Annotated in this window: 15 protein-coding genes; 10 read left to right on the forward strand and 5 right to left on the reverse strand. The window is 68.5% G+C overall.

Annotation, left to right across the window (positions count from 1 at the left end; translation table 11 throughout):
- The 3 genes from VFG40_RS03725 to VFG40_RS03735 form a co-directional block, all read right to left on the reverse strand.
- The coding region (locus tag VFG40_RS03725; protein WP_324895048.1) for a formate dehydrogenase beta subunit at positions 1-1489 on the reverse strand (1489 nt) is incomplete at its 3' end.
- A complete protein-coding gene (locus VFG40_RS03730) occupies positions 1486-2007 on the reverse strand; it encodes a formate dehydrogenase subunit gamma (protein ID WP_324895050.1) in 522 nt (173 codons plus the stop codon). The genes VFG40_RS03730 and VFG40_RS03725, both read right to left, overlap by 4 nt.
- Positions 2008-2021: 14 nt before the next feature.
- Positions 2022-3680, reverse strand: a complete 1659-nt coding sequence (locus VFG40_RS03735; RefSeq protein WP_324895052.1) for an OFA family MFS transporter — start codon at positions 3678-3680, stop codon at positions 2022-2024.
- Positions 3681-4007: 327 nt separating this feature from the next.
- Here VFG40_RS03735 and VFG40_RS03740 point away from each other — a divergent pair, with 327 nt between their 5' ends.
- Both VFG40_RS03740 and VFG40_RS03745 read left to right on the forward strand, forming a co-directional pair.
- The gene (locus VFG40_RS03740) at positions 4008-6239 is read left to right on the forward strand and encodes an NADP-dependent isocitrate dehydrogenase (RefSeq protein ID WP_324895054.1); all 2232 of its coding nucleotides are present in this window, start codon (positions 4008-4010) and stop codon (positions 6237-6239) included.
- Positions 6240-6404: 165 nt separating this feature from the next.
- On the forward strand, positions 6405-7493 hold the full coding sequence (locus tag VFG40_RS03745) for a TraB/GumN family protein (RefSeq protein WP_324895056.1): 1089 nt from the start codon (positions 6405-6407) through the stop codon (positions 7491-7493).
- 8 nt (positions 7494-7501) lie between these two features.
- Here the strand turns inward: VFG40_RS03745 and VFG40_RS03750 are convergent, their stop codons facing one another.
- On the reverse strand, positions 7502-8446 hold the full coding sequence (locus VFG40_RS03750) for an aldo/keto reductase (RefSeq protein WP_324895058.1): 945 nt from the start codon (positions 8444-8446) through the stop codon (positions 7502-7504).
- A 204-nt stretch (positions 8447-8650) separates the two neighbouring features.
- On the opposite strand from VFG40_RS03750, the gene VFG40_RS03755 reads away from it, so the two are divergent.
- The 3 genes from VFG40_RS03755 (at position 8651) to VFG40_RS03765 (ending at position 11431) form a co-directional block, all read left to right on the forward strand.
- Complete coding sequence (locus VFG40_RS03755; RefSeq protein ID WP_324895060.1) at positions 8651-9763, forward strand: S-(hydroxymethyl)glutathione dehydrogenase/class III alcohol dehydrogenase; 1113 nt, start codon at positions 8651-8653, stop codon at positions 9761-9763.
- Positions 9764-9972: 209 nt separating this feature from the next.
- On the forward strand, positions 9973-10884 hold the full coding sequence (locus tag VFG40_RS03760) for a class I SAM-dependent methyltransferase (protein ID WP_324895062.1): 912 nt from the start codon (positions 9973-9975) through the stop codon (positions 10882-10884).
- Positions 10885-10894: 10 nt separating this feature from the next.
- A complete protein-coding gene (locus VFG40_RS03765; protein WP_324895064.1) occupies positions 10895-11431 on the forward strand; it encodes a pseudouridine synthase in 537 nt (178 codons plus the stop codon).
- Positions 11432-11620: 189 nt separating this feature from the next.
- Here VFG40_RS03765 and VFG40_RS03770 read toward each other — a convergent pair whose 3' ends face one another.
- On the reverse strand, positions 11621-12415 hold the full coding sequence (locus tag VFG40_RS03770) for a TatD family hydrolase (RefSeq protein WP_324895066.1): 795 nt from the start codon (positions 12413-12415) through the stop codon (positions 11621-11623).
- A 249-nt stretch (positions 12416-12664) separates the two neighbouring features.
- Here VFG40_RS03770 and VFG40_RS03775 point away from each other — a divergent pair, with 249 nt between their 5' ends.
- From VFG40_RS03775 to gspG, 5 genes are all read left to right on the forward strand, one after another.
- Positions 12665-14263, forward strand: coding sequence for a M4 family metallopeptidase (locus VFG40_RS03775; RefSeq protein ID WP_324895068.1), 1599 nt, complete (start codon positions 12665-12667; stop codon positions 14261-14263).
- A 98-nt stretch (positions 14264-14361) separates the two neighbouring features.
- Entirely contained in the window at positions 14362-16617 is a 2256-nt protein-coding gene (locus VFG40_RS03780; protein ID WP_324895070.1) for an ESPR-type extended signal peptide-containing protein, read from the forward strand.
- Between the two features lie 190 nt (positions 16618-16807).
- On the forward strand, positions 16808-18541 hold the full coding sequence (gene gspE, locus VFG40_RS03785; RefSeq protein WP_324895072.1) for a type II secretion system ATPase GspE: 1734 nt from the start codon (positions 16808-16810) through the stop codon (positions 18539-18541).
- Position 18542: 1 nt separating this feature from the next.
- Positions 18543-19760, forward strand: a complete 1218-nt coding sequence (gene gspF / locus VFG40_RS03790; protein WP_324895074.1) for a type II secretion system inner membrane protein GspF — start codon at positions 18543-18545, stop codon at positions 19758-19760.
- Between the two features lie 52 nt (positions 19761-19812).
- Entirely contained in the window at positions 19813-20238 is a 426-nt protein-coding gene (gspG, locus tag VFG40_RS03795; RefSeq protein WP_324895076.1) for a type II secretion system major pseudopilin GspG, read from the forward strand.
- The last annotated feature ends 34 nt before the right edge of the window (positions 20239-20272 follow it).

A 20272-nucleotide genomic window follows, 5' to 3' on the forward strand; every position in this document is an offset into this window, starting at 1 on the left:
CCGGCAGGGGCGTCAGGCCGCCGAGGGCGCAGAGCGATCCGACCTTCATCGTATCACAGAGGTCGTTCAGCAGCTCCAGGTTCTCGGCCCGCCGCTCGCCGGCGACGATCCTGTCGATCACCTCCACGCCGCGGGTGGAGCCGATGCGGCAAGGCGTGCATTTGCCGCACGACTCAATCGCGCAGAACTCCATGGCGTAGCGGGCCTGGGCAGCCATGTCCACGCTGTCGTCGAACGCCACCAGGCCGCCGTGGCCGACCATGCCGCCGATGGCGGCGAACGCCTCGTAATCCATCGGCGTGTCGAAGCGCGATGGCGGAATATAGGCGCCCAGCGGGCCACCGAGCTGCACGGTCTTGAGCGGGCGCCCGCTGACGCTGCCGCCGCCGAAATCCACCAGCAGCTCCTGCAGGGTCACGCCGAACGCCTTCTCCACCAGCCCGGCATGCTTGAGATTGCCGGCCAGCTGGAACGGCAGCGTGCCGCGCGAGCGGCCCATGCCGAAGTCGCGATAGAAGGCGCCGCCCTTGTCCAGGATGATCGGTACCGACGCCAGCGTGACCACGTTGTTGATTACCGTGGGCTTGCCGAACAGGCCCTCGATCGCCGGCAGCGGCGGCTTGAAGCGCACCTGGCCGCGCTTGCCCTCCAGCGACTCGAGCAGCGAGGTTTCCTCGCCGCAGATGTAGGCGCCAGCTGCCATGCGGACTTCCAGATGGAAGCTCCTGCCGCTGCCGCGGATGTCGTTGCCGAGGTAGCCGCCGGCCTGCGCCGCGGCGATCGCCGCGTTCAGCGCGTCGCGGGCGTGCGGGTACTCGCAGCGCAGATAGATGTAGCCCTGCGTGGCGCCCACGGCGAGGCCGGCAATCGTCATGCCCTCGATCAGCACGAACGGGTCACCCTCCATCACCATGCGGTCGGCGAAGGTGCCCGAGTCGCCCTCGTCGGCGTTGGCCACGATGTACTTCTGGTCAGCCGGTGCGTCGTGGCAGGTCTTCCACTTGATGCCGGCGGGGAACGCCGCACCGCCACGGCCGCGCAGGCCGGAGTCGGTCACCGCCTGCACGATCTCTGCCGGCGCCATGCGCAGTGCGTTGTCCAGCCCGCGGTAGCCGCCGTGGTCGCAGTAGTCCGACAGGCTGCGAGGATCGACGATGCCGACGCGGGCGAAGGTCAGCCGCTCCTGCCTGGCCAGGTACGGGATCTGCTCGGTGGGGCCATGGCCCAGGGCATGCGCGCCGCCGTGCAGGAAGTCGGCGTCGAACAGGCTGGCCACGTCCTCGGCCTGCACCGGCCCATAAGCCACGCGGCCGGCGTCGGTGACCACCTCCACCATCGGCTCAAGCCAATACAGGCCGCGCGAGCCGTTGCGCACCATGGTGACATCGAGCCCGCGACGGCCGGCCTCGGCGGCAATGGCCGCCGCCGTGGCCTCGGCGCCCAGCGAGAGAGCGCCGGCGTCGCGCGGAACGTAGACGGTAAAACTCATGTGGCCTCCCGGGCCGTCTTCAGCCAGGCATCGAACCGCTCGGGGGTGACCCGGCCGTGCAGTTCCTCGTCCACCAGCATCGCCGGCGAGCAGGCACAGTTGCCCAGGCAGTAGACCGGCTCCAGCGTCACCGCACCGTCGGGCGTGGTTTCGTGGAAATCGATGCCGAGGCGCTGTTTAACATGCGTCTCGAGCGCAGCCGCGCCCATCGCCTGGCACGACTCGGCACGGCACAGGTACAGCACCTGACGCCCGCCGGGCTGCGTGCGAAAGAAATGATAGAAGCTGACCACTCCGTGCACGTCCGCCCGCGAGAGGTTGAGCTCGCGGGCGATCAGTGGAATGGCGCCCTCCGGTACGTGGCCCAGCGCCTCCTGCACACCGTGCAGGATCGGCAGCAGGGCGCCCGGCTGATCCTTCAGCCGGGCCGTCACTTCAAGTACCGCGGCGTGACTCTGTGGCGAGAGCCACTTGGTGTTTTCCTGCGGACCGGAATCCGCGCGTGCCGCGTGCTTCATGGGAATCAAGCCTTTCAGAACAGGGCAGCTGCCTTGGCCAGAGCGATGTACAGACCGATCAGGAACGGTACACCTACCGCCAGCCAGAAGATCACGCCTGCGACACCGAAGTCACCGCGTGCCGCCGTCTCGGCATTGCCGCTGCTGCCGGTCGCCTCGTGCTGCAGGGAGCGCTCGCGGGCGAGCTCGTCCTCGGTCATGAACACCGATTCCTTGACCGGCCGCACCAGCAGGTTGCAGATCAGGCCGACGAACAGCAGGCCGGCCATGATGTACAGCGTGCGGTCGTACACCAGCGTCTTGGCCACGCCGGCATCGAGCTGGGCCTGGCGGATCGCGGCGATCAGGAACGGGCCGAAAATGCCGGCCGCCGACCATGCCGTGAGCAGCCGGCCGTGGATCGCGCCCACCATCTGGGTACCGAACAGGTCCGCCAGATAGGCCGGCACCGTGGCAAAACCACCGCCGTACATGCTCAGGATCACGCAAATCGAGATGACGAACAGGCCGGCCATGCCCAGATGACCCCAGGTCGGCAGCAGGCAGTACACGATGATGCCGAGGATGAAGAACGTGAAGTAGGTGTTCTTGCGGCCGATCTTGTCCGACAGCGAGGCCCAGAACAGGCGGCCGAGGCTGTTGAACAGGCTGATCAGGCCGACCAGGCCGGCTGCCGCTGCCACCACCGCCGCCTTCTGCGCCGGCGTGAGGTCCGCCGCCGCCTCGGTCAGGCCGGCGAGCTTGCCGCCGAACACGTCCTGCAGCATCGGGCTGGCCATCGAGATCACCGCGATGCCGGCCGTCACGTTGAGGAACAGCACGCCCCACACCAGCCAGAACTGCGGGGTCTTCCACGCCCGGTTCAGGTGCACGTGGCGCTTGGTGATCATGGCGCTGTCGTTGGACGCCTTGGGCACCCAGCCGGCCGGCTTCCAGCCCGTGGGGGCCACGCGGAAACCCATCGCGCCCAACGCCATGATGATGACGTACAGCACGCCCATCACCATCAGCGTGGAGGCCACGCCCTGGCCACCGCCGGCCGAGAAATGCTTCATCAGCGCCACGGCCAGCGGAGCGCCCACCATGGCGCCACCGCCGTAACCCATGATGGCGAAGCCGGTCGCCATGCCGCGACGGTCCGGGAACCACTTGATCAGCGTCGACACCGGGGTGATGTAGCCCAGGCCCTGGCCGACGCCGCCGAGCACGCCGCAGCCGAGGTAGACCAGCCACAGCTGATGCATCGACACACCGATGCCGCCCACCACCAGACCGCCGCCCCAGCAGATGGCTGCGATCACGCCGGCCTTGCGCGGACCGGCGTGTTCAAGCCAGCCGCCCCAGAGCGCGGCGGAGATGCCGAGCATGGCGATGAAGGTCTCGAAGATGTGCGTCACCTGCGGCACCGTCCAGTTGCAACTGGTGGTGGTGAGCGCGCCCATGAAGCTCAGGCTGGAGCACATGGCCGGGTCGGCTTCGGTGAGCAACTTGCTCATCGGCAGCCAGAACACCGAGAAGCCGTACGCCATGCCGATGCACAGGTGGATCGCCAGCGCCGCCGGCACCACCCACCATCGGTTGTAGTTCGGCCCCGCAATGGTGCTTTCCCTTGCCAAGAATCCCGCCGAGCCCCCCCGGCCCGTGGTCTCGCCTGCCGCCGGCACACTGGCCATAAGCTTCTCCCCTGCTTGGTGGAAAAATGGGTGTGCGCGCCCGGATTCCCGACAGGGACGCGCAGCATCCGGATCATGGCGTCGCCCCCCGGGCCGTGCCACTCGACATAGGTCGCATCACCCGATGGCAGTGCGATGACGGGTGTCGTTACCTGCTGCGCCGCAGCAACGGCGCCGCGCCGGTGCCGAGCGGCTTCGCGTCACCACACCGATGATCCGGAGGCTGACCGGCGGCAGGGCCGGCCAGACTTGCGTAACCGCAGCCCAGCCTCCATGGTTTGCGGCTGACCCACGCCACCCACCACCACTGCGCAGGTTTCCAGCCCCATGTCCGATACCCCCAAGATCATCTACACGCTCACCGACGAAGCGCCATTCCTGGCCACGCAGTCGCTGCTGCCGGTCGTGCAGGCTTTCGCCGCAACGGCAGGCATTGCCGTGGAGACGCGCGACATATCGCTGGCGGGGCGGATCCTGGCGCAGTTCCCCGAGTCGCTGCGGGAGGACCAGCGCATTGCCGACGATCTGGCCGAGCTCGGCGACCTGGCCACCACGCCCGCGGCCAACATCATCAAGTTGCCCAATATCAGCGCCTCGGTGCCGCAGCTGAAGGCCGCGATCAAGGAGTTGCAGGCGCAGGGCTACGCGCTGCCGGAGTACCCGGACGAGCCGCACGGCGACGTCGAACTGTGGAACATCCGCGCGCGCTACGACAAGGTCAAGGGCAGCGCCGTCAACCCGGTGCTGCGCGAGGGTAATTCCGACCGCCGCGCGCCGCCTTCGGTGAAGAGCTACGCCCGCAAGCACCCGCACAAGATGGGCGCCTGGAGCAAGGAGTCGAAGAGTCGCGTGGCGCACATGGACGGCGGCGATTTCTACGGCAGCGAGAAGTCCGCCACGCTGGACAAGGCCGGCGTGCTGAAGATCGAGCTGCACGGCGCCGACGGCGCGGTCAGCGTGCTGAAGGAAAAGGTCGCGGTGAAGGCCGGCGAGATCGTCGACGCGGCGGTGATGAGCCGCGCTGCACTGGCGCGTTTCGTCCAGGCCGAGATTGCGCGGGTGAAGGACGAGGGCGTGCTGTTCTCGCTGCACCTGAAGGCGACCATGATGAAGGTCTCCGACCCGATCATGTTCGGTGTGGTGGTGGGCGAGTTCTACAAGGACGTGCTGGCCAGGCATGCCGCCGAGCTGGAGCAGATCGGCTTTGACCGCAACAACGGCATCGGCGATCTCTATGCGCGCCTGGGATCGCTGCCGGAAGATCAGCAAGCCGCGATCAAGGCCGATCTCGCCGACGAGTACGCCCGGCGCCCGGCGCTGGCCATGGTGAACTCCGACAAGGGCATCACCAACCTGCACGTGCCGTCGGACGTGATTGTCGACGCCTCGATGCCCGCGATGATCCGCGACTCCGGCAAGATGTGGAACGCCAAGGGCGAACTGCAGGACACCGTGGCGCTGATTCCCGACCGCAGCTACGCCGGCATCTACCAGGCAGTGCTGGACGATTGCCGCGCACACGGCGCGTTCGATCCGGCCACCATGGGCTCGGTGCCCAACGTGGGCCTGATGGCGCAGAAGGCCGAGGAGTACGGCTCGCACGACAAGACCTTCCAGATCGCCACCGCCGGCACCGTGCGCGTCACCGACGCTGACGGCCGCGTGGTGTTCGAGCACGCGGTGGAGGCGGGCGACATCTGGCGCATGTGCCAGACCAAAGACGCGCCGATCCAGGACTGGGTCAAGCTCGCGGTCAGCCGCGCCCGGCTGTCGAACACGCCGGCGGTGTTCTGGCTGGACGCCGACCGCGCGCACGATGCGCAGGTGATCGCCAAGGTCGAGCGCTATCTGAAGGATCACGACACCGCCGGTCTCGACATCCGCATCCTGTCGCCGGTGGACGCCATGGCGCTGTCGCTCGCGCGCATCCGCAAGGGCGAGGACACCATCTCGGTCACCGGCAACGTGCTGCGCGACTACCTCACCGACCTGTTCCCGATCATGGAGCTCGGCACCAGCGCCAAGATGCTCTCCATCGTGCCGCTGATGGCCGGCGGCGGCCTGTTCGAGACCGGCGCGGGCGGCTCGGCGCCCAAGCACGTGCAGCAGTTCGTCGAGGAGGATTACTTGCGCTGGGATTCGCTGGGCGAGTTCCTCGCGCTGCAGGCGTCGCTGGAGTTCGTCGGCGAAGCCACGGGCAACGCCCGCGCCAAGGTGCTGGCCGACGCGCTGGACCGTGCCAACAGCCAGATCCTGGACCACAACCGCTCGCCGGCCCGCAAAGTGGGGCAGCTCGACAACCGCGGCACCCATTTCTATCTGGCCCAGTACTGGGCGCAGGCACTGGCCGGGCAGGACGAGGATGCCGCGCTCAAGGCCACTTTCGCGCCGCTGGCCCGGGCGCTGGTGGAGCGGGAGGCGACCATCATCGCCGAGCTCAACGCTGCCCAGGGCAAGCCGGTGGATATAGGCGGCTACTACCACCCGGATCTGGCGCGCGTGCGCGAGGCAATGCGCCCCAGCCGCACCTTCAACGAGGCGTTGGCCGCGCTGGGCTGAGCTCGGAAAAGGGCCAGCAAAAGGGAGCGCCTGCGGGCGCTCCCTTTTTCATGGGGTAAGGCCGGAGCCGGGATGCGGATCGTCGGCCCAGCGGAACCTGCGTATCGCGCGGCGGTCGGAGCTGTTCCCGTCGCCAGCGCGGGTTGCGACCTGAAAGGACATCTGATGCCCACTCCCATTCGCGCGCTCGCACTCGCCACGTTGCTGCTGGTTCCGCTGCTCGCGCGCGCGCAGACAGCGCCGGTACCGGCGGGCAGCGTGACCGAACTGGACGCGGTGACGGTGAACGGAGTGCAGCCCGGCCCGGGCCTGTGGCAGGTGCGGCGGGGCGGTCACGTGCTGTGGATCCTTGCCACGCTCTCGCCGCTGCCGGAGAAGATGCAGTGGCAGACGGCGGACGTTGAACAGGCCATCGCGGACTCGCAGGTGGTGCTGGGCTCGCCGGGGGCGAAGCTCGATACCGAGGTGGGCTTCTTCGGCAAGTTGTTCCTGCTGCCGTCGCTGCTCAAGGCGCGGAAGAATCCGGACGGCGCACGGCTGGTCGATCTGGTCAGTGCCGACGACTACGCCCGCTGGCAGGTGCTGAAGGCGAAGTACATCGGCCGCGACGGCGGCGTCGAGCGCTGGCGGCCGCTGTTCGCCGCCCTGGAGCTGTACCGCAAAGCGCTGAAGAAGAGCGACCTGGACAGCAAGGCCAGCGTCACCGACACCGTACGCGACCTGGCCCGCCGCCACGACATACCGCTGATCAACGTGACCTACCACCTGAAGGTGGACGATCTGCGCGGCGCAATCAAGGCGTTCACCCGCAGCGGTCCGAACGATCTGGAATGCTTCCACCGCGCGGTGAGCGGCCTGGAAACCGAGCTGCCGCTGATCCGCGCACGGGCCAACGCGTGGGCCACCGGCGACCTCGACGCGCTGCGCGCGTTGCCGGCCGATGGTGCGCGGCAGGCTTGCCTGGAGGCGATCACCGAAGCCGGCTTCGCGCGCCAGCTGGGGCTGGCCGATCTCCCCGCGCGGGTGCGTGACACCTGGCTGTCCGCGGCGGACAAGGCACTGCTCGACCATGCACAAAGCTTCGCCGTGCTGCCGCTGGAGGCGTTGATCGGGCCGCAGAGTGCGCTGCCGGGCTTGCGTGCACGCGGCTACACCGTGACCGCGCCCGACGAGGTGCCGGCGCCGGATGATGCCGACACCGGCGGCATGGCCCCCGCGGCGTCGACCGCCGCGACAGCGCCGCCGGGGCGCTGAGGCGGGAGCTAGGCGCTGGCGCGGTCCAGTGCCGCGATCTCTTGCGGCGACAGCACCAGCTGCGCTGCACCGAGCAGTTCGTGCAGCTGTTCCACGCTGGTGGCGCTGGCGATTGGCGCGGTGATGCCGGGACGGGCCATCAGCCAGGCCAGCGCCACCTGCGCCGGCGTGGCGCCGTGGGCGCTTGCGGCAGCATCGAGCGAGTCGAGGAGCTTCAGGCCGCGCGGCGTGAGGTATTTCTTCACCGCGCCGCCGCGCGCCGTGCTCTTGGCAAGGTCGGCCTCGCCGCGGTACTTGCCGCTGAGAAAGCCGCTTGCGAGCGAGAAGTAACTGATCACGCCGAGCTGTTCGCGTTGCACCAGCGGTTCCAGCGCGGTTTCGTAGCCGGCACGGTCGGCAAGGTTGTATTCCGGCTGCAGGCTTTCGTAACGCGGCAGGCCATGCTCGCGCGACACCGCCAGCGCTTCAGCCAGGCGGTCGGCCGAATAGTTGGAGGTGCCGATCGTGCGTACCTTGCCCTGTTCGATCAGCCGCGCGAATGCGCCCAGCGTATCGGCCAGCGGCACGCTGGCATCGTCCTCGTGCGCCTGGTACAGGTCGATGCAGTCCACCTGCAGGCGCTTGAGCGACCCCTCCACCGCCTGCTGGATGTTCACCGGCGACAGCCCCGGCTGTTCGCTCCATTTGGCCACCTTGGTGGCGATCACCACCTGCTCGCGCTTGCCGCTGCGCTTGAGCCACTTGCCGATGATCGTCTCCGATTCGCCGCCCCGGTTGCCCGGCGCCCACGAGGAATACATGTCGGCGGTGTCGATGAGGTTGAAGCCGGCATCGACGAAAGCATCGAGCAGCTCGAACGAGCGCGCCTCGTCGACGCTCCAGCCGAAGACGTTGCCGCCGAAGGCGAGCGGGGCGACTTGGAGTGGGGAACGACCCAGGGTGCGTCGCTGCATGGCAGACCTCTCTCGTCAGGATGGCAATCTCTGTACGTGGGTGCCGGGCGCGGTCGATCAAGCGCAGCCCGGCCCTGACCAAGGTCGATGGTCGCAACGCCGCGTGGGGCGCAGACGGCTTGCTAGACTTCCAGGCCGCGCCGCGCGGCTCGTCCCGCGACATCGGCCGGCCCCGCATTTACCCCACTCCGAGGAAACATCCCCATGAAGTCACGCGCCGCCGTCGCCTGGGAAGCAGGCAAGCCGCTGAGCATCGAACAGGTCGACGTGCAGGGACCGAAGGCCGGCGAGGTGCTGGTGCGCATCGTCGCCACCGGCGTGTGCCACACCGATGCCTACACCTTGTCCGGCGACGATCCCGAGGGCGCGTTCCCGGTGATCCTGGGCCACGAGGGCGGCGGCATCGTCGAGGAAGTGGGCGAGGGCGTCACCTCGCTTAAGGTGGGCGATCACGTGATCCCGCTGTACACGCCCGAGTGCGGCGAGTGCGAGTACTGCCGCTCGGGCAAGACCAACCTGTGCCAGAAGATCCGCGTGACCCAGGGCAAGGGCCTGATGCCGGACGGCACCTCGCGCTTCTCGGTCGACGGCAAGACCATCCTGCACTACATGGGCACCAGCACGTTCTCCGAGTACACCGTGCTGCCGGAGATCTCGCTGGCCAAGATCAATCCCGCCGCGCCGCTGGACAAGGTGTGCCTGCTCGGCTGTGGCATCACCACCGGCATCGGCGCCGTGCTCAACACGGCCAAGGTGACGCCCGGCTCCAGCGTGGCCGTGTTCGGCATGGGCGGCATCGGCCTGTCGGTGGTGCAGGGCGCGGTGATGGCCAAGGCGGCGCGGATCATCTGCGTGGATCTGAACCCGTCCAAGTGGGAAATGGCCAAGGCGCTGGGCGCAACCGACTTCGTCAACCCGAAGGACTACCCGGACACCCCGATCCAGCAGGTCATCGTCGACATGACCAACGGCGGCGTCGACTACTCGTTCGAGTGCATCGGCAACGTCCACGTGATGCGCTCGGCGCTGGAGTGCTGCCACAAGGGCTGGGGCGAGTCGGTCATCATCGGCGTGGCCGGCGCGGGACAGGAGATCTCCACCCGTCCGTTCCAGCTGGTCACCGGCCGCGTGTGGCGCGGTTCGGCCTTCGGCGGGGTGAAGGGCCGCAGCCAGCTGCCGGGTTACGTCGAGCGCTACATGCAGGGCGAGATCAAGATCGACGAGATGATCACCGAAGTGATGCCGCTGGAGGACATCAACCGCGCTTTCGACCTGATGCACCAGGGCAAGGTGATCCGCTCCGTGATCAAGTACTAATCAACCGCCCGGCCTGCGCGGCTGCGGGCGTCGCGCGGGCAAGGTGGTTCCTCGCTAGAATCCGCCGAGCGGGTTTCGGCGCCGGTCCGGCGCATGTGCCCGCGTCCGAGCCTGGCAACGGCACGTATCTGCACATTGTCGTCACCCTGGCGCCGGCAGCGTGCGCGGCGGGGTAGACGCTACCGGCGTCATTCAACACGGAGCCATCCATGACATCACGTTTCCCGGGCAGCTGGCTGGCCGCCGCTGCATGCACCGTGGCGCTCGCCGCACCGGCCAGTGCGCAGGGGGTGGCCGATGCCGGCGCATCGGCACAGGATCAGCCGGCCGATCAGCTGGTGCCGCCTACCAGCGCGCAGGACTTCACCGCCGACCAGCTCGATCGGGTGCTTGCCGGCCGCTGGCGTCCGGATGTCGAGCGAGCGCGCGATCGTTATCGCCACCCCAAGCAGACGCTGCAGTTCCTGGGCGTGCGGCCGGACCAGACGGTGGTGGAAATCACCCCGGGCGGCGGCTGGTACAGCGCGATCCTGGCCCCGCTCCTGCGCGACAACGGCCAATACGTTGCCGCGGTGGCCGCGCCGCCGCCGGGCAAGCCTGGAAGCACCAGCCTGCAGCGCCGCTTCGCCGCCGACGCGACTGCCTACGGCCGGGCCACCATCGTCACCTTCGATCCGAAGGCTCCGGTGCTCGGCGCCCCGGGCAGCGCCGATGTGGTGCTGACGTTCCGCAACGTGCACAACTGGGTGATGGCCGACACCGCCCCGGCGATGTTCAAGGCCTTCTACAACGTGCTGCGCCCGGGCGGCGTGCTCGGCGTGGTCGACCACCGTGCCGCCGACGGCACCGCACTGGCCAAGGTCAAGTCCAGCGGTTACCTGCCTACCGCCAGCGTGGTGAAGCTCGCGACCGACGCCGGCTTCACCCTGGAAGGTACGAGCGAAATCAACGCCAATCCGGCCGACACCAAGGATTACGCCGAGGGGGTGTGGACGTTGCCGCCGACGCTCACGCTGGGCGATGTGGATCGGGCGAAGTACCAGGCCATCGGCGAGTCCGACCGCATGACGCTGCGCTTCGTGAAGCCGGATGCACCGGCGGCGTCGTCGTCGGTGCAATGATCCGCGGGACGTGCTGATCGCGTTGAACAAGCCGTATGGCGTGCTGTGCCAGTTCACCGACCAGGCCGGCCGCCGCACCTTGGCCGATTACGTTGCGCAGAAAGGCGTCTACGCCGCCGGCCGTCTTGATCAGGACAGCGAGGGACTGCTGCTGCTCACCGATGACGGCGCCCTGGCGCACCGGCTCACCGACCCTGGGCACAAGCAGCCCAAGACCTACCTGGTGCAGGTGGATGGCGCGATCACCGATGCGGCGATAGCCGCGCTGCGCCGCGGCGTGGCGCTGAAGGATGGCCCCACGCTGCCGGCCGGTGCCGAGCACGCTTGCGAACCGGACTGGCTGTGGCCGCGCGATCCGCCGGTGCGCTTTCGCCAGACGATCCCGACCAGCTGGTTGCGCCTCACGCTGCGCGAGGGCCGCAACCGGCAGGTGCGCCGGATGACCGCGGCGGTCGGCTTTCCCACCTTGCGACTGATTCGCGAACGGATCGGCGACCACGCGCTGGACGCACTGCCGCCGGGGCAGACCCGCGTGCTCACCGCCTGATGCGGTACATGCGTAGCCGCCACGTGGCTGCTGCTTGTCAGGTCGCGGCGACGCAGCACCATGCCACGGCAGCGCCGGGCGACGCGCTCGAACCCGCCGCGTCGATGGAGGCGCGCCGCGCCGCCCTTGCTTTACTGATGCGCGCTGACGTCGCCCTGTCGCGCCTGGCGTAGTCTTGCCGGCCGGTCGCTAAGACTGCGGAGACAGGCCGAAAAACCTCTCTGCCGTGGCCGTGGTGTGCGCGGCGAGCGCCTCGAAGGACTCACCGCGATCACGAGCTATTTCTTCGGCGATGTGCCTCAGGTACATCGGCTCGTTGCGGCGGTGCGCAGGCAGCGGGCGCACGGTGCGCGGCAGCAGGTAGGGCGCATCGGTCTCGATCATCAGCCGGTCCGCGGGAATGTCCCTGACCAGTTCGCGCAGATGGGTGCCGCGGCGCTCGTCGCAGATCCAGCCGGTGATACCGATGTGGCAGTCCAGCGCGAGATAGTCGCGCAGCGCCTCGGCGGTATCGGTAAAGCAGTGCACGACCACGGCCGGCACCTTGTCCCGGAAACGCCTGAGCAGCGCAAGGAAGTCCCCATGCGCGTCCCGCTGGTGCAGGAACAACGGCTTGCCCAGTTCGGCGGCGATCCGCAATTGCCGCTCGAACACCTGGCGCTGCACGTCCGGCGGCGAGTAGTTGCGGTGATAGTCCAGGCCGGTCTCGCCCACCGCACGCACCTGCGGATGCACGGCCAGCTCGCGCAGCAGCGCGTCGGTGGCGTCGTCGTAGTCCACCGCATGATGTGGATGCACGCCGGCCGTGGCGTAGAGCACGCCAGGATGGGCCTGCGCCACGGCCAACGCGTCACGGCTGGCAGGGCCACTGGCGCCGGTCACCACCATCCGCGCCACGCCGTGTGCCTGCGCGCGCGCCAGCACGGCGTCGAAGTCATGGGCGAAGGATTCGTGGGTGAGGTTGGCGCCGATGTCGAGCAGCATCGCGATTCCTGGGACAGGCAAATACCCGGATTGTCGCAAGCTCCCGCGCGCGTGGCGATGCACACGCCATAACGCGCGCGCACCGCTTTACCCCATAGGCATCTTTCGCGTTGACCGTTTGCGGCGGTGCTCCCTAGTGTGACCGCGGTCACTATCTCTCCGGGGGGGAAGGCAGTGACCGCACGCTCCGGTTGCGTGCCCGGCCCAAGGTCGGGGCGCCCGGTTCCGAATCCGTTGGGGGACATTTCCATGCTTCAGAAGAAACTCATTGGCGCCATGCTGGCCGTGCTCGGCGTGGCCGGTACGTCCGTTGCCGGCGCCGCCGGCATCAGCCATATCGAGGCCGGCCGCCTGGGCCGCCTGTCGGCCGCGCCGCTGGCTAGTCGCCTCGGCCTGGGTGCCAATACCAGCCTGATCCGGCGCGAGGCCCTCGCCACCCATCGCGGGACGGTGAAAACGCGCGAGCAGCAGACTTTCCGGGGCGTGCCCGTGTACGGCAGCCACCTGGTGGTGGAGCGCGATCGCGCCGGCAACGTGCTGGCGGTCAAGGGCCAGGCGCAACGCGACCCGGGCAAGCAGCTCGCCTCGGTCGCTCCGCGGCTCACCGCAGTGCAGGCGCAGGCCGCCCTGAAGCGACACATGGGCCAGCTCGCCACGCCGGGTGTGCGCAATGGCGAGGCCACGCTGTTCGTCTATCCCAAGGCCGGCGGCGCCGTCACGCTCGCCTACCGCACCTCCTACCTGGTGCCGGTGAAGGGCCACATGTCGCGGCCGACCGCGATCGTCGATGCCAACACCGGCGCGGTGATCCGCCAGTGGGAAGGCCTCACCACCGGCCGCCTGCCGCCCGGCGGCAGTACCGCACCGGTGGACGTGCTGGCCACGGGTCCCGGTGGCAACGAGCTTACGGGCGCGTATTTCTACGATGGCTCCGGCCCGGGGCTGGAGAAGCTCGACGCGCAGAAGTCGGGCAGCACCTGCTACCTCAAGAACGGCGACGTCGCGACCTACAACCTCGCCGGCGGCCAGCGCGTGGTGCAGTGGTCGTTCGGCTGCGTCGGCAGCGACCCCTCGCGTTACGTCAGCAGCGGTGATGCCATCAACGGGGCGTACTCGGCGATCAACGACGCCCATCACTTCGGTGGCGTCGTGCAGAACATGTATCGCGACTGGTTCGCGGAGCCCGCGCTGACCACCGACGGCAGCACCCCGATGCAGCTGTCGATGTGGGTGCACTACGGCACCAACTACGAGAACGCGTTCTGGGACGGCCGTGAAATGGTGTTCGGCGATGGCGATCAGTATTTCTATCCGTTCGTGGTGCTGGACATCACCGGGCACGAGATCAGCCACGGTTTCACCGAGCAGCATGCCGGGCTGGAATACACCGCGCAGTCCGGCGGCATGAACGAGGCGTTCTCGGACATGGCCGGCGAGGCAGTGAAGTTCTACGACCGCGGCAGCAATGACTTCATGACCGGTGCCGACATCGTCAAGCCAGCCACCGTGCCGCTGCTGGGCCTGGCCGCGCTGCGCGACATGTGCACGCCCAGCAACGATGGGTACTCGATCGACACGGCTTCCCAGTACTACAGCGGCATCGACGTGCACTACTCCAGCGGCGTCTACAACCGCGCGTTCTGCACCCTGGCCAGGACCGCCGGCTGGGATACGCGCAAGGCGTTCGAGGTGTTCCACGATGCCAACGCCCTGTACTGGGGTCCGAACGAGACCTTCAACAGCGGCGCTTGCGGCGTGGAATCGGCGGCCAGTGACCGCAGCTATCCGGTCGCCGACGTCACCGCGGCGTTCACTGCCGTCGGCGTGAGCTGCACGACCGCGCGATAAGCGCTCCCGCCAATCAGGTCCGCCGGCTTCGGCCGGCGACCCACCCCATTCAATGACCGCCCGTCGACGACGGGCCGGTCGGCTGCGAGGAATTTTCCATGAACAAGATCTATCGCAAGGTGTGGAACCGCGCTCTTGGCGCGGTCGTGGTGGCCAGCGAGCTGGCGCGCTCCGGCGGCAAGGGGCCGCGTCGCCAGCGGCTTGCTGCGGCGGTCGGCGCCGTGCTCGTCGGCAGCGTGCTCGGCATCGCACCGGTCGGCGGCCTGCACGCCCAGCAGGCGCCCGACGCCTGCGTACTCGCTTCGGGTTCGCAGACCGTCCCGACCGATGATGACACCGTGTCGTGCGGCAGCAACCAGACCGTGACCGGCACCGGCGCCACCGCGCTGGGGGCCAATGCGGTGGCTACTGGCTTGCAGGCGCTCGCGCTGGGCCAGGGCAGCAATGCGCTGGCCGACTACACCACCGCGCTGGGCGGCGTGTACACGGTGGACGGCGTGGCCTACGCCACCGAAGCCAGCGGCATCGGCGCCAGCGCCTTCGGCGCAGGCGCGGGCGCGGACGGTGCCAACAGTGCTGCGGTCGGCGCGCTCTCCTACGCCACCGGCGACAACGCCTTCGCGGGCGGCTACAACGCGGGTGCCGACGGCTACAACAGCGTGGCGCTGGGTGCCAACGCGCAGGCGTCCGACCGCGGCAGCATCGCCATCGGTGGTGGCGATCCCGATCCGGACAACGGCTTCCTGGCGACCGAAGCCACCGGTGAGGGTGCCATTGCGCTCGGTTCCGTGGCTGCGGCCGAAGGGCGCGGTGCCATGGCGCTCGGCTACCAGTCTGCGGGCATCGGCGACAACGCCACCTCGGTCGGCAACGGTGCTTTCTCGATCGGCGCAGGCGCCACGTCGCTGGGCGGCGCCGCCTACTCCGGGGCGGATTCGGCCACGGCGCTCGGCACCAATGCCGTTGCCACCGGCCTCAGTGCCACCGCGCTCGGCGCCGACAGCGCCGCGGACGGCAGCTATGCCGTGGGAATCGGCAGCCAGGACTCCAATGGTTACGGCGGCGCGACCACCCAGCAGTCGGTGGCCATCGGTTTCAACAGCGGCACGCTGGGTACGGCGGCCACGGCCGTGGGTGGCTACAGCGTCGCGGTCGGCTTCCTTTCCACCGGGCTCGGCTACAGCGCAACCGCAGTAGGCGATTTCTCCCTCGCTGCGGGCGTGGGAGCGACCACCAATGGTGCCGATTCAGTGGCACTGGGTGACGCCGCACAAGCGGACGCGGATTACAGCGTCGCTCTCGGCGCAGGCTCCTACGCCGATCAGGCCAACACGGTGTCTGTGGGCGACGTCGGCCTCGAGCGCCGGATCGTCAACGTCGCCGCCGGTGTGGATGGCACTGACGCGGTGAACATGGATCAGCTGGCGGCGTACGGGATCCGGATCGACGACATCCAGGCACAACTGGATGCCCTCGCCGACGCGGCGATCACCAATGAATATGCTGCTATCGACGGCGCAGGTGATGGCAGCGATCCGGCCTCGGTAGGCACCGGCAGCAAGGCCGTGGCGATCGGCTCCAACGCCCAGGCCGATGGTGACCACGGCACTGCCGTGGGCGGCGACAGTTATGCAGCCGGTCCCAATGACACCGCCATCGGTGGCAATGCGAAGGTCAACGCCGACGGCAGCACGGCCGTGGGTGCCAACAGCACCATCGCAGCCAACGCGACCAACGCCGTGGCGGTGGGCGAGAGTGCATCGGTGAGCGCACCCTCGGGTACGGCGGTGGGCCAGGGTGCGTCGGTGACGGCGGCCAACGCGGTGGCCCTGGGCCAGGGCTCGGTGGCCAATCGTGCCAATACCGTGTCCGTGGGTACGGCAGCCAGCCAGCGCCAGATCACCAACGTGGCGGCCGGCACGCAGGCAACGGATGCAGCCAACGTCGGCCAGGTCGACGAGGCGCTCGCCACCGCCAAGACGTATGCCGATGCCGGTGACGTGCAGACGCTGAGCGCGGCCAAGGCCTATGCAGACCAGAAGTTCCTCTCCACCGGCGTGAGCCAGGCTGACTTCAACAGCTTCCGCAACGACGTCAACGATCGCTTCCGCACCGTCGATCGCCGGCTGGACCAGGTCGGTGCGATGGGCGCGGCCATGTCGCAGATGGCCTTCAGCACGCAGGGCATCAACCAGCCGAACCGTCTCGGCGTGGGCGTCGGCGGCTACGGCGAGCGCGCCGCGCTGGCCGTGGGCTACTCGCGCCAGGTGGCACCTAACGCCAATGTCACCTTTGGTGGCGCGGTGAGCGGCGGCCAGGGCAGCGCAGGCGTGGGTCTGGGCATCGGCTGGTAAACCGCCGCCGTAACGCCCATACGGGCAGCAGGCCGGTATCCGTGAGGATATCGGCCTGCTCGTTTGTGAACCCTGTCCGGCCGATCGCCTGCCGCGACAGGCCGAATGTGCTAACAATGCCGCCCTTGGTTGGCGCGGGGGCAACGACCGGACACGCAATCGGCGCAATGGAGTCAATCGGGGTGGGTGTATGTCGGCAGTAGTGAGCGCGACGGCGGAAGCAGGACAAGGCGACATCCACGACCGCGAAGCGGCCGTCTGCGCGCTGCTGGTGTCGCGCGGCTCGCTCAAGGACGGTGACCTGGCCCGCGCGCGGCGGCTGCACGAAGAGGCGCCCGAGGGCACCCTCACCGGCCTGATGGCCCGTCTCGGCCTGGTGTCCGAACGCGACCTGGCGCTGGCCTGGTCTGAACTGTTGAATGCGCCGCTGGTATCCACGCGCGACGCGCCGGATCTTCCGCCGGCCGAGCTGGACGTCTCCATCCGGTTTCTGAAGCAGCAGCACGTGGTGCCCATGCGCCACGGTGACGATGGTCTGGCCCTGATCGTCTCCGACCCGGCCGACCCTTACCCGCTCGACGCCGTGCAGCTGGCTGCCGGCAAGCCGGTGTCGCTGTACATCGGCCTGCGCTCGGAGATCGACGACCTGATCGAGCGCTACTACGGCCAGGGCCGTTCGGCGATGGGCTCGATCGTGGAGAACATGGACGGCAGCAACGCCGAAGAAGAAGACGTGGAGCACCTGCGCGACCTCGCCTCCGAGGCCCCGGTGATCCGCCTGGTCAACCTGATCCTGCAGCGCGCGGTCGAGCAGCGCGCGTCGGACGTGCACATCGAGCCGTTCGAGAACCGGCTGAAGGTGCGTTATCGCATCGACGGCGTGCTGCATGAAGTGGAGGCGCCGCCATCGAGCTCGACTGCGGCGGTGATCTCGCGCGTCAAGATCATGGCCAAACTCAACATCGCCGAGCGCCGGCTGCCGCAGGACGGGCGCATCCAGCTGCGCGTGCAGGGCAAGGAGCTGGACCTGCGCGTGTCCACTGTGCCGACCGCGTTCGGCGAGTCGGTGGTGATGCGCATCCTGGACCGCGAGTCGGTGGTGTTCGATTTCGCCTCGCTCGGCTTCACCGACAACTTCCAGCAGCGCTTCGTCGACGTGCTGCAGCGGCCGCACGGCATTCTGCTGGTGACCGGCCCCACCGGCTCGGGCAAGACCACCACGCTGTACACCGCGCTGTCGCAGATCAACACGCCTGACGTGAAGATCATCACCGTCGAGGATCCGGTCGAGTATCAGCTCGAGGGCATCAACCAGATCCAGGTGAAGCCGCAGATCGGGCTGGACTTCGCCGGCGCGCTGCGCTCGATCATGCGCCAGGATCCGGACGTGATCATGATCGGCGAAATGCGCGATTTGGAAACCTGCCGCATCGCGATCCAGTCCGCGCTCACCGGCCACCTGGTGCTGTCCACGCTGCACACTAACTCGGCGTCCGGCGGCGTCACCCGCCTGCTCGACATGGGCGTGGAAGATTACCTGCTCGGTTCCACCGTCAACGGCATCCTCGCGCAGCGACTGGTGCGCCGGCTGGATCCGGAAACCGCGACTGCGTACGAGCCCTCGCCCGAGGTGATCGCCGAGTTCGAGCTGGAGAAATACACCAGCGAACGCCCGATCCGCCTGTGGAAACCCGGCGTGAGCGCTGCCAACCCCACCGGCTACCGGGGCCGCCGCGCGATCATGGAATTCCTGGTGATGACGGACCCGCTGCGCCGGCTGATCATGCAGCGCGCCGACGCCGGCGAGATCGAGCGCGTGGCGCGTGCCGAGGGCATGCGCACCATGTACGAGGACGGTGTCGCCAAGGCGGTGGCGGGCGTGACCACGCTGGAGGAGGTCCTGCGCGTGACGCAGGAAGGCTGACGTGGCGCAGTTCCGCTATCGCGCCGTCAGCGATGCTGGCGACATGCTGCAGGGTCAGATGGAGGCCGCATCGGTCGAGGACGTGATCGCCCGTCTGCAGGACCAGGGCCACACGCCGCTGGAGGCGCAGGCGGCCGACGCGGCCGACGGCGGCAGCGGCCTGGCCGCGCTGTTCGCGCGGGGCCCGTTCACCGGCGACCAGCTCGCGCAGTTCACCCACCAGCTCGCCACCTTGCTGGGCGCCGGCCAGCCGCTGGACCGGGCGCTCGGCATCCTGCTGGAGCTGCCCGAGGGCGAGCGGGCGAAGAAGCTGATCGAGCGCGTGCGCGACCGCGTGCGCGGTGGCACCACGCTGTCGCAGGCGCTGGACGAGGAGCACGGCGTGTTCCCCAAGCTCTACGTGTCGCTGGTGCGCGCGGGCGAGGCGGGCGGTTCGCTGGAGGAGACGCTGCGCCGGTTGGCCGATTATCTGGAGCGCGCCCAGCAGCTGCGCGGCAGCATCGTCAATGCGCTGATCTATCCGGCCTTCCTGCTGGTCGGCGTGCTCGGCTCGCTGGTGCTGCTGCTGGCCTACGTGGTGCCGCAGTTCGTGCCGATCTTCCAGGACATGCAGGTGCCGATTCCGCTGATCACCCAGGCGGTGCTCGGGCTGGGCAACCTGATCCAGGGCTGGTGGTGGCTGATCGCGCTGGTGCTGGTCGGCGGGGCGTTGCTGTGGCGTGCGCGCCTGCGCGACCCGGACGCGCGGCTGGCATGGCACGCGAAGCTGCTCGGCATGCGCCTGATCGGTCCGCTGCTGCTGAAAGTGGAAACCGCACGCATCGCCCGCACGCTGGGCACGCTGCTGAAGAACGGCGTGCCGTTGCTGTCCTCGCTCACCATCGCCCGCCAGGTCACTGCCAATCGTGCGCTCGACGCTGCGCTCGCCAGCGCCGCCGAGCAGGTCAAGGGTGGCGCGGGTCTCGGTTTTGCGCTGTCGCAGGCGCAGCGTTTCCCGCGGCTCGCGCTGCAGATGGTGCAGGTGGGCGAAGAGGCCGGCCAGCTCGACACCATGCTGCTGAAGGTGGCCGACACCTTCGAGCTGGAGAGTCGCCGCGCGATCGACCGCCTGCTCGCCGCGCTGGTGCCGGCACTGACCATCGTGATGACGGTGATGGTGGCCTTCATCATGGCCGCGATCCTGCTGCCGCTGCTCAGCCTCACCAGCAACATCCAGTAGCCGCGCATCGCGTTCTCCCGGTTCCGTTTCCCGTACGACAAGAGGTCATCCCATGCAATCCCGATCGCTCCCCTCACCGCGCCGCAGCGCCGGTTTCACCCTGCTCGAGATGCTCGCCGTGATCGTGCTGATCGGCATCATCGGCGCGGTGGTCGTGACCCAGGTCGGCAAGAACGTGGACAAGGGCAAGTACGGCGCGGGCAAGGCCCAGCTCACCACGCTCAGCCAGAAGGTGGAGAACTACGCGCTCGACAACGGCACGCCGCCGCGCCAGCTGCAGGATCTGGCCAGCAAGCCGGCCAACGCAGCCAACTGGCAGGGGCCCTACGCCAAGGGGTCCGACCTGAAGGACCCGTGGGGCCACGCCTTCGGCTACAAGTATCCCGGCGAGCACGGCAGCTTCGACCTGATCTTCTACGGGCAGGACGGCCAGCCCGGCGGCGAGGGCTTCAACAAGGACGCGGGCAACTGGGAGTGATGGGCTCCCGCAGCGGGTACTGAGGTGTAACGGT

The organism is Dyella sp. (assembly GCF_035685805.1).
Taxonomy (GTDB): Bacteria; Pseudomonadota; Gammaproteobacteria; order Xanthomonadales; family Rhodanobacteraceae; genus Dyella_A.

Coding starts and splice junctions, on each gene's coding strand:
- VFG40_RS03730 (WP_324895050.1), bottom strand. CDS start 2,007: ATGAAGCACGCGGCACGCGCGGATTCCGGTCCGCAGGAAAACACCAAG.
- VFG40_RS03735 (WP_324895052.1), bottom strand. CDS start 3,680: ATGGCCAGTGTGCCGGCGGCAGGCGAGACCACGGGCCGGGGGGGCTCG.
- VFG40_RS03740 (WP_324895054.1), top strand. CDS start 4,008: ATGTCCGATACCCCCAAGATCATCTACACGCTCACCGACGAAGCGCCA.
- VFG40_RS03745 (WP_324895056.1), top strand. CDS start 6,405: ATGCCCACTCCCATTCGCGCGCTCGCACTCGCCACGTTGCTGCTGGTT.
- VFG40_RS03750 (WP_324895058.1), bottom strand. CDS start 8,446: ATGCAGCGACGCACCCTGGGTCGTTCCCCACTCCAAGTCGCCCCGCTC.
- VFG40_RS03755 (WP_324895060.1), top strand. CDS start 8,651: ATGAAGTCACGCGCCGCCGTCGCCTGGGAAGCAGGCAAGCCGCTGAGC.
- VFG40_RS03760 (WP_324895062.1), top strand. CDS start 9,973: ATGACATCACGTTTCCCGGGCAGCTGGCTGGCCGCCGCTGCATGCACC.
- VFG40_RS03770 (WP_324895066.1), bottom strand. CDS start 12,415: ATGCTGCTCGACATCGGCGCCAACCTCACCCACGAATCCTTCGCCCAT.
- VFG40_RS03775 (WP_324895068.1), top strand. CDS start 12,665: ATGCTTCAGAAGAAACTCATTGGCGCCATGCTGGCCGTGCTCGGCGTG.
- VFG40_RS03780 (WP_324895070.1), top strand. CDS start 14,362: ATGAACAAGATCTATCGCAAGGTGTGGAACCGCGCTCTTGGCGCGGTC.
- gspE (WP_324895072.1), top strand. CDS start 16,808: ATGTCGGCAGTAGTGAGCGCGACGGCGGAAGCAGGACAAGGCGACATC.
- gspG (WP_324895076.1), top strand. CDS start 19,813: ATGCAATCCCGATCGCTCCCCTCACCGCGCCGCAGCGCCGGTTTCACC.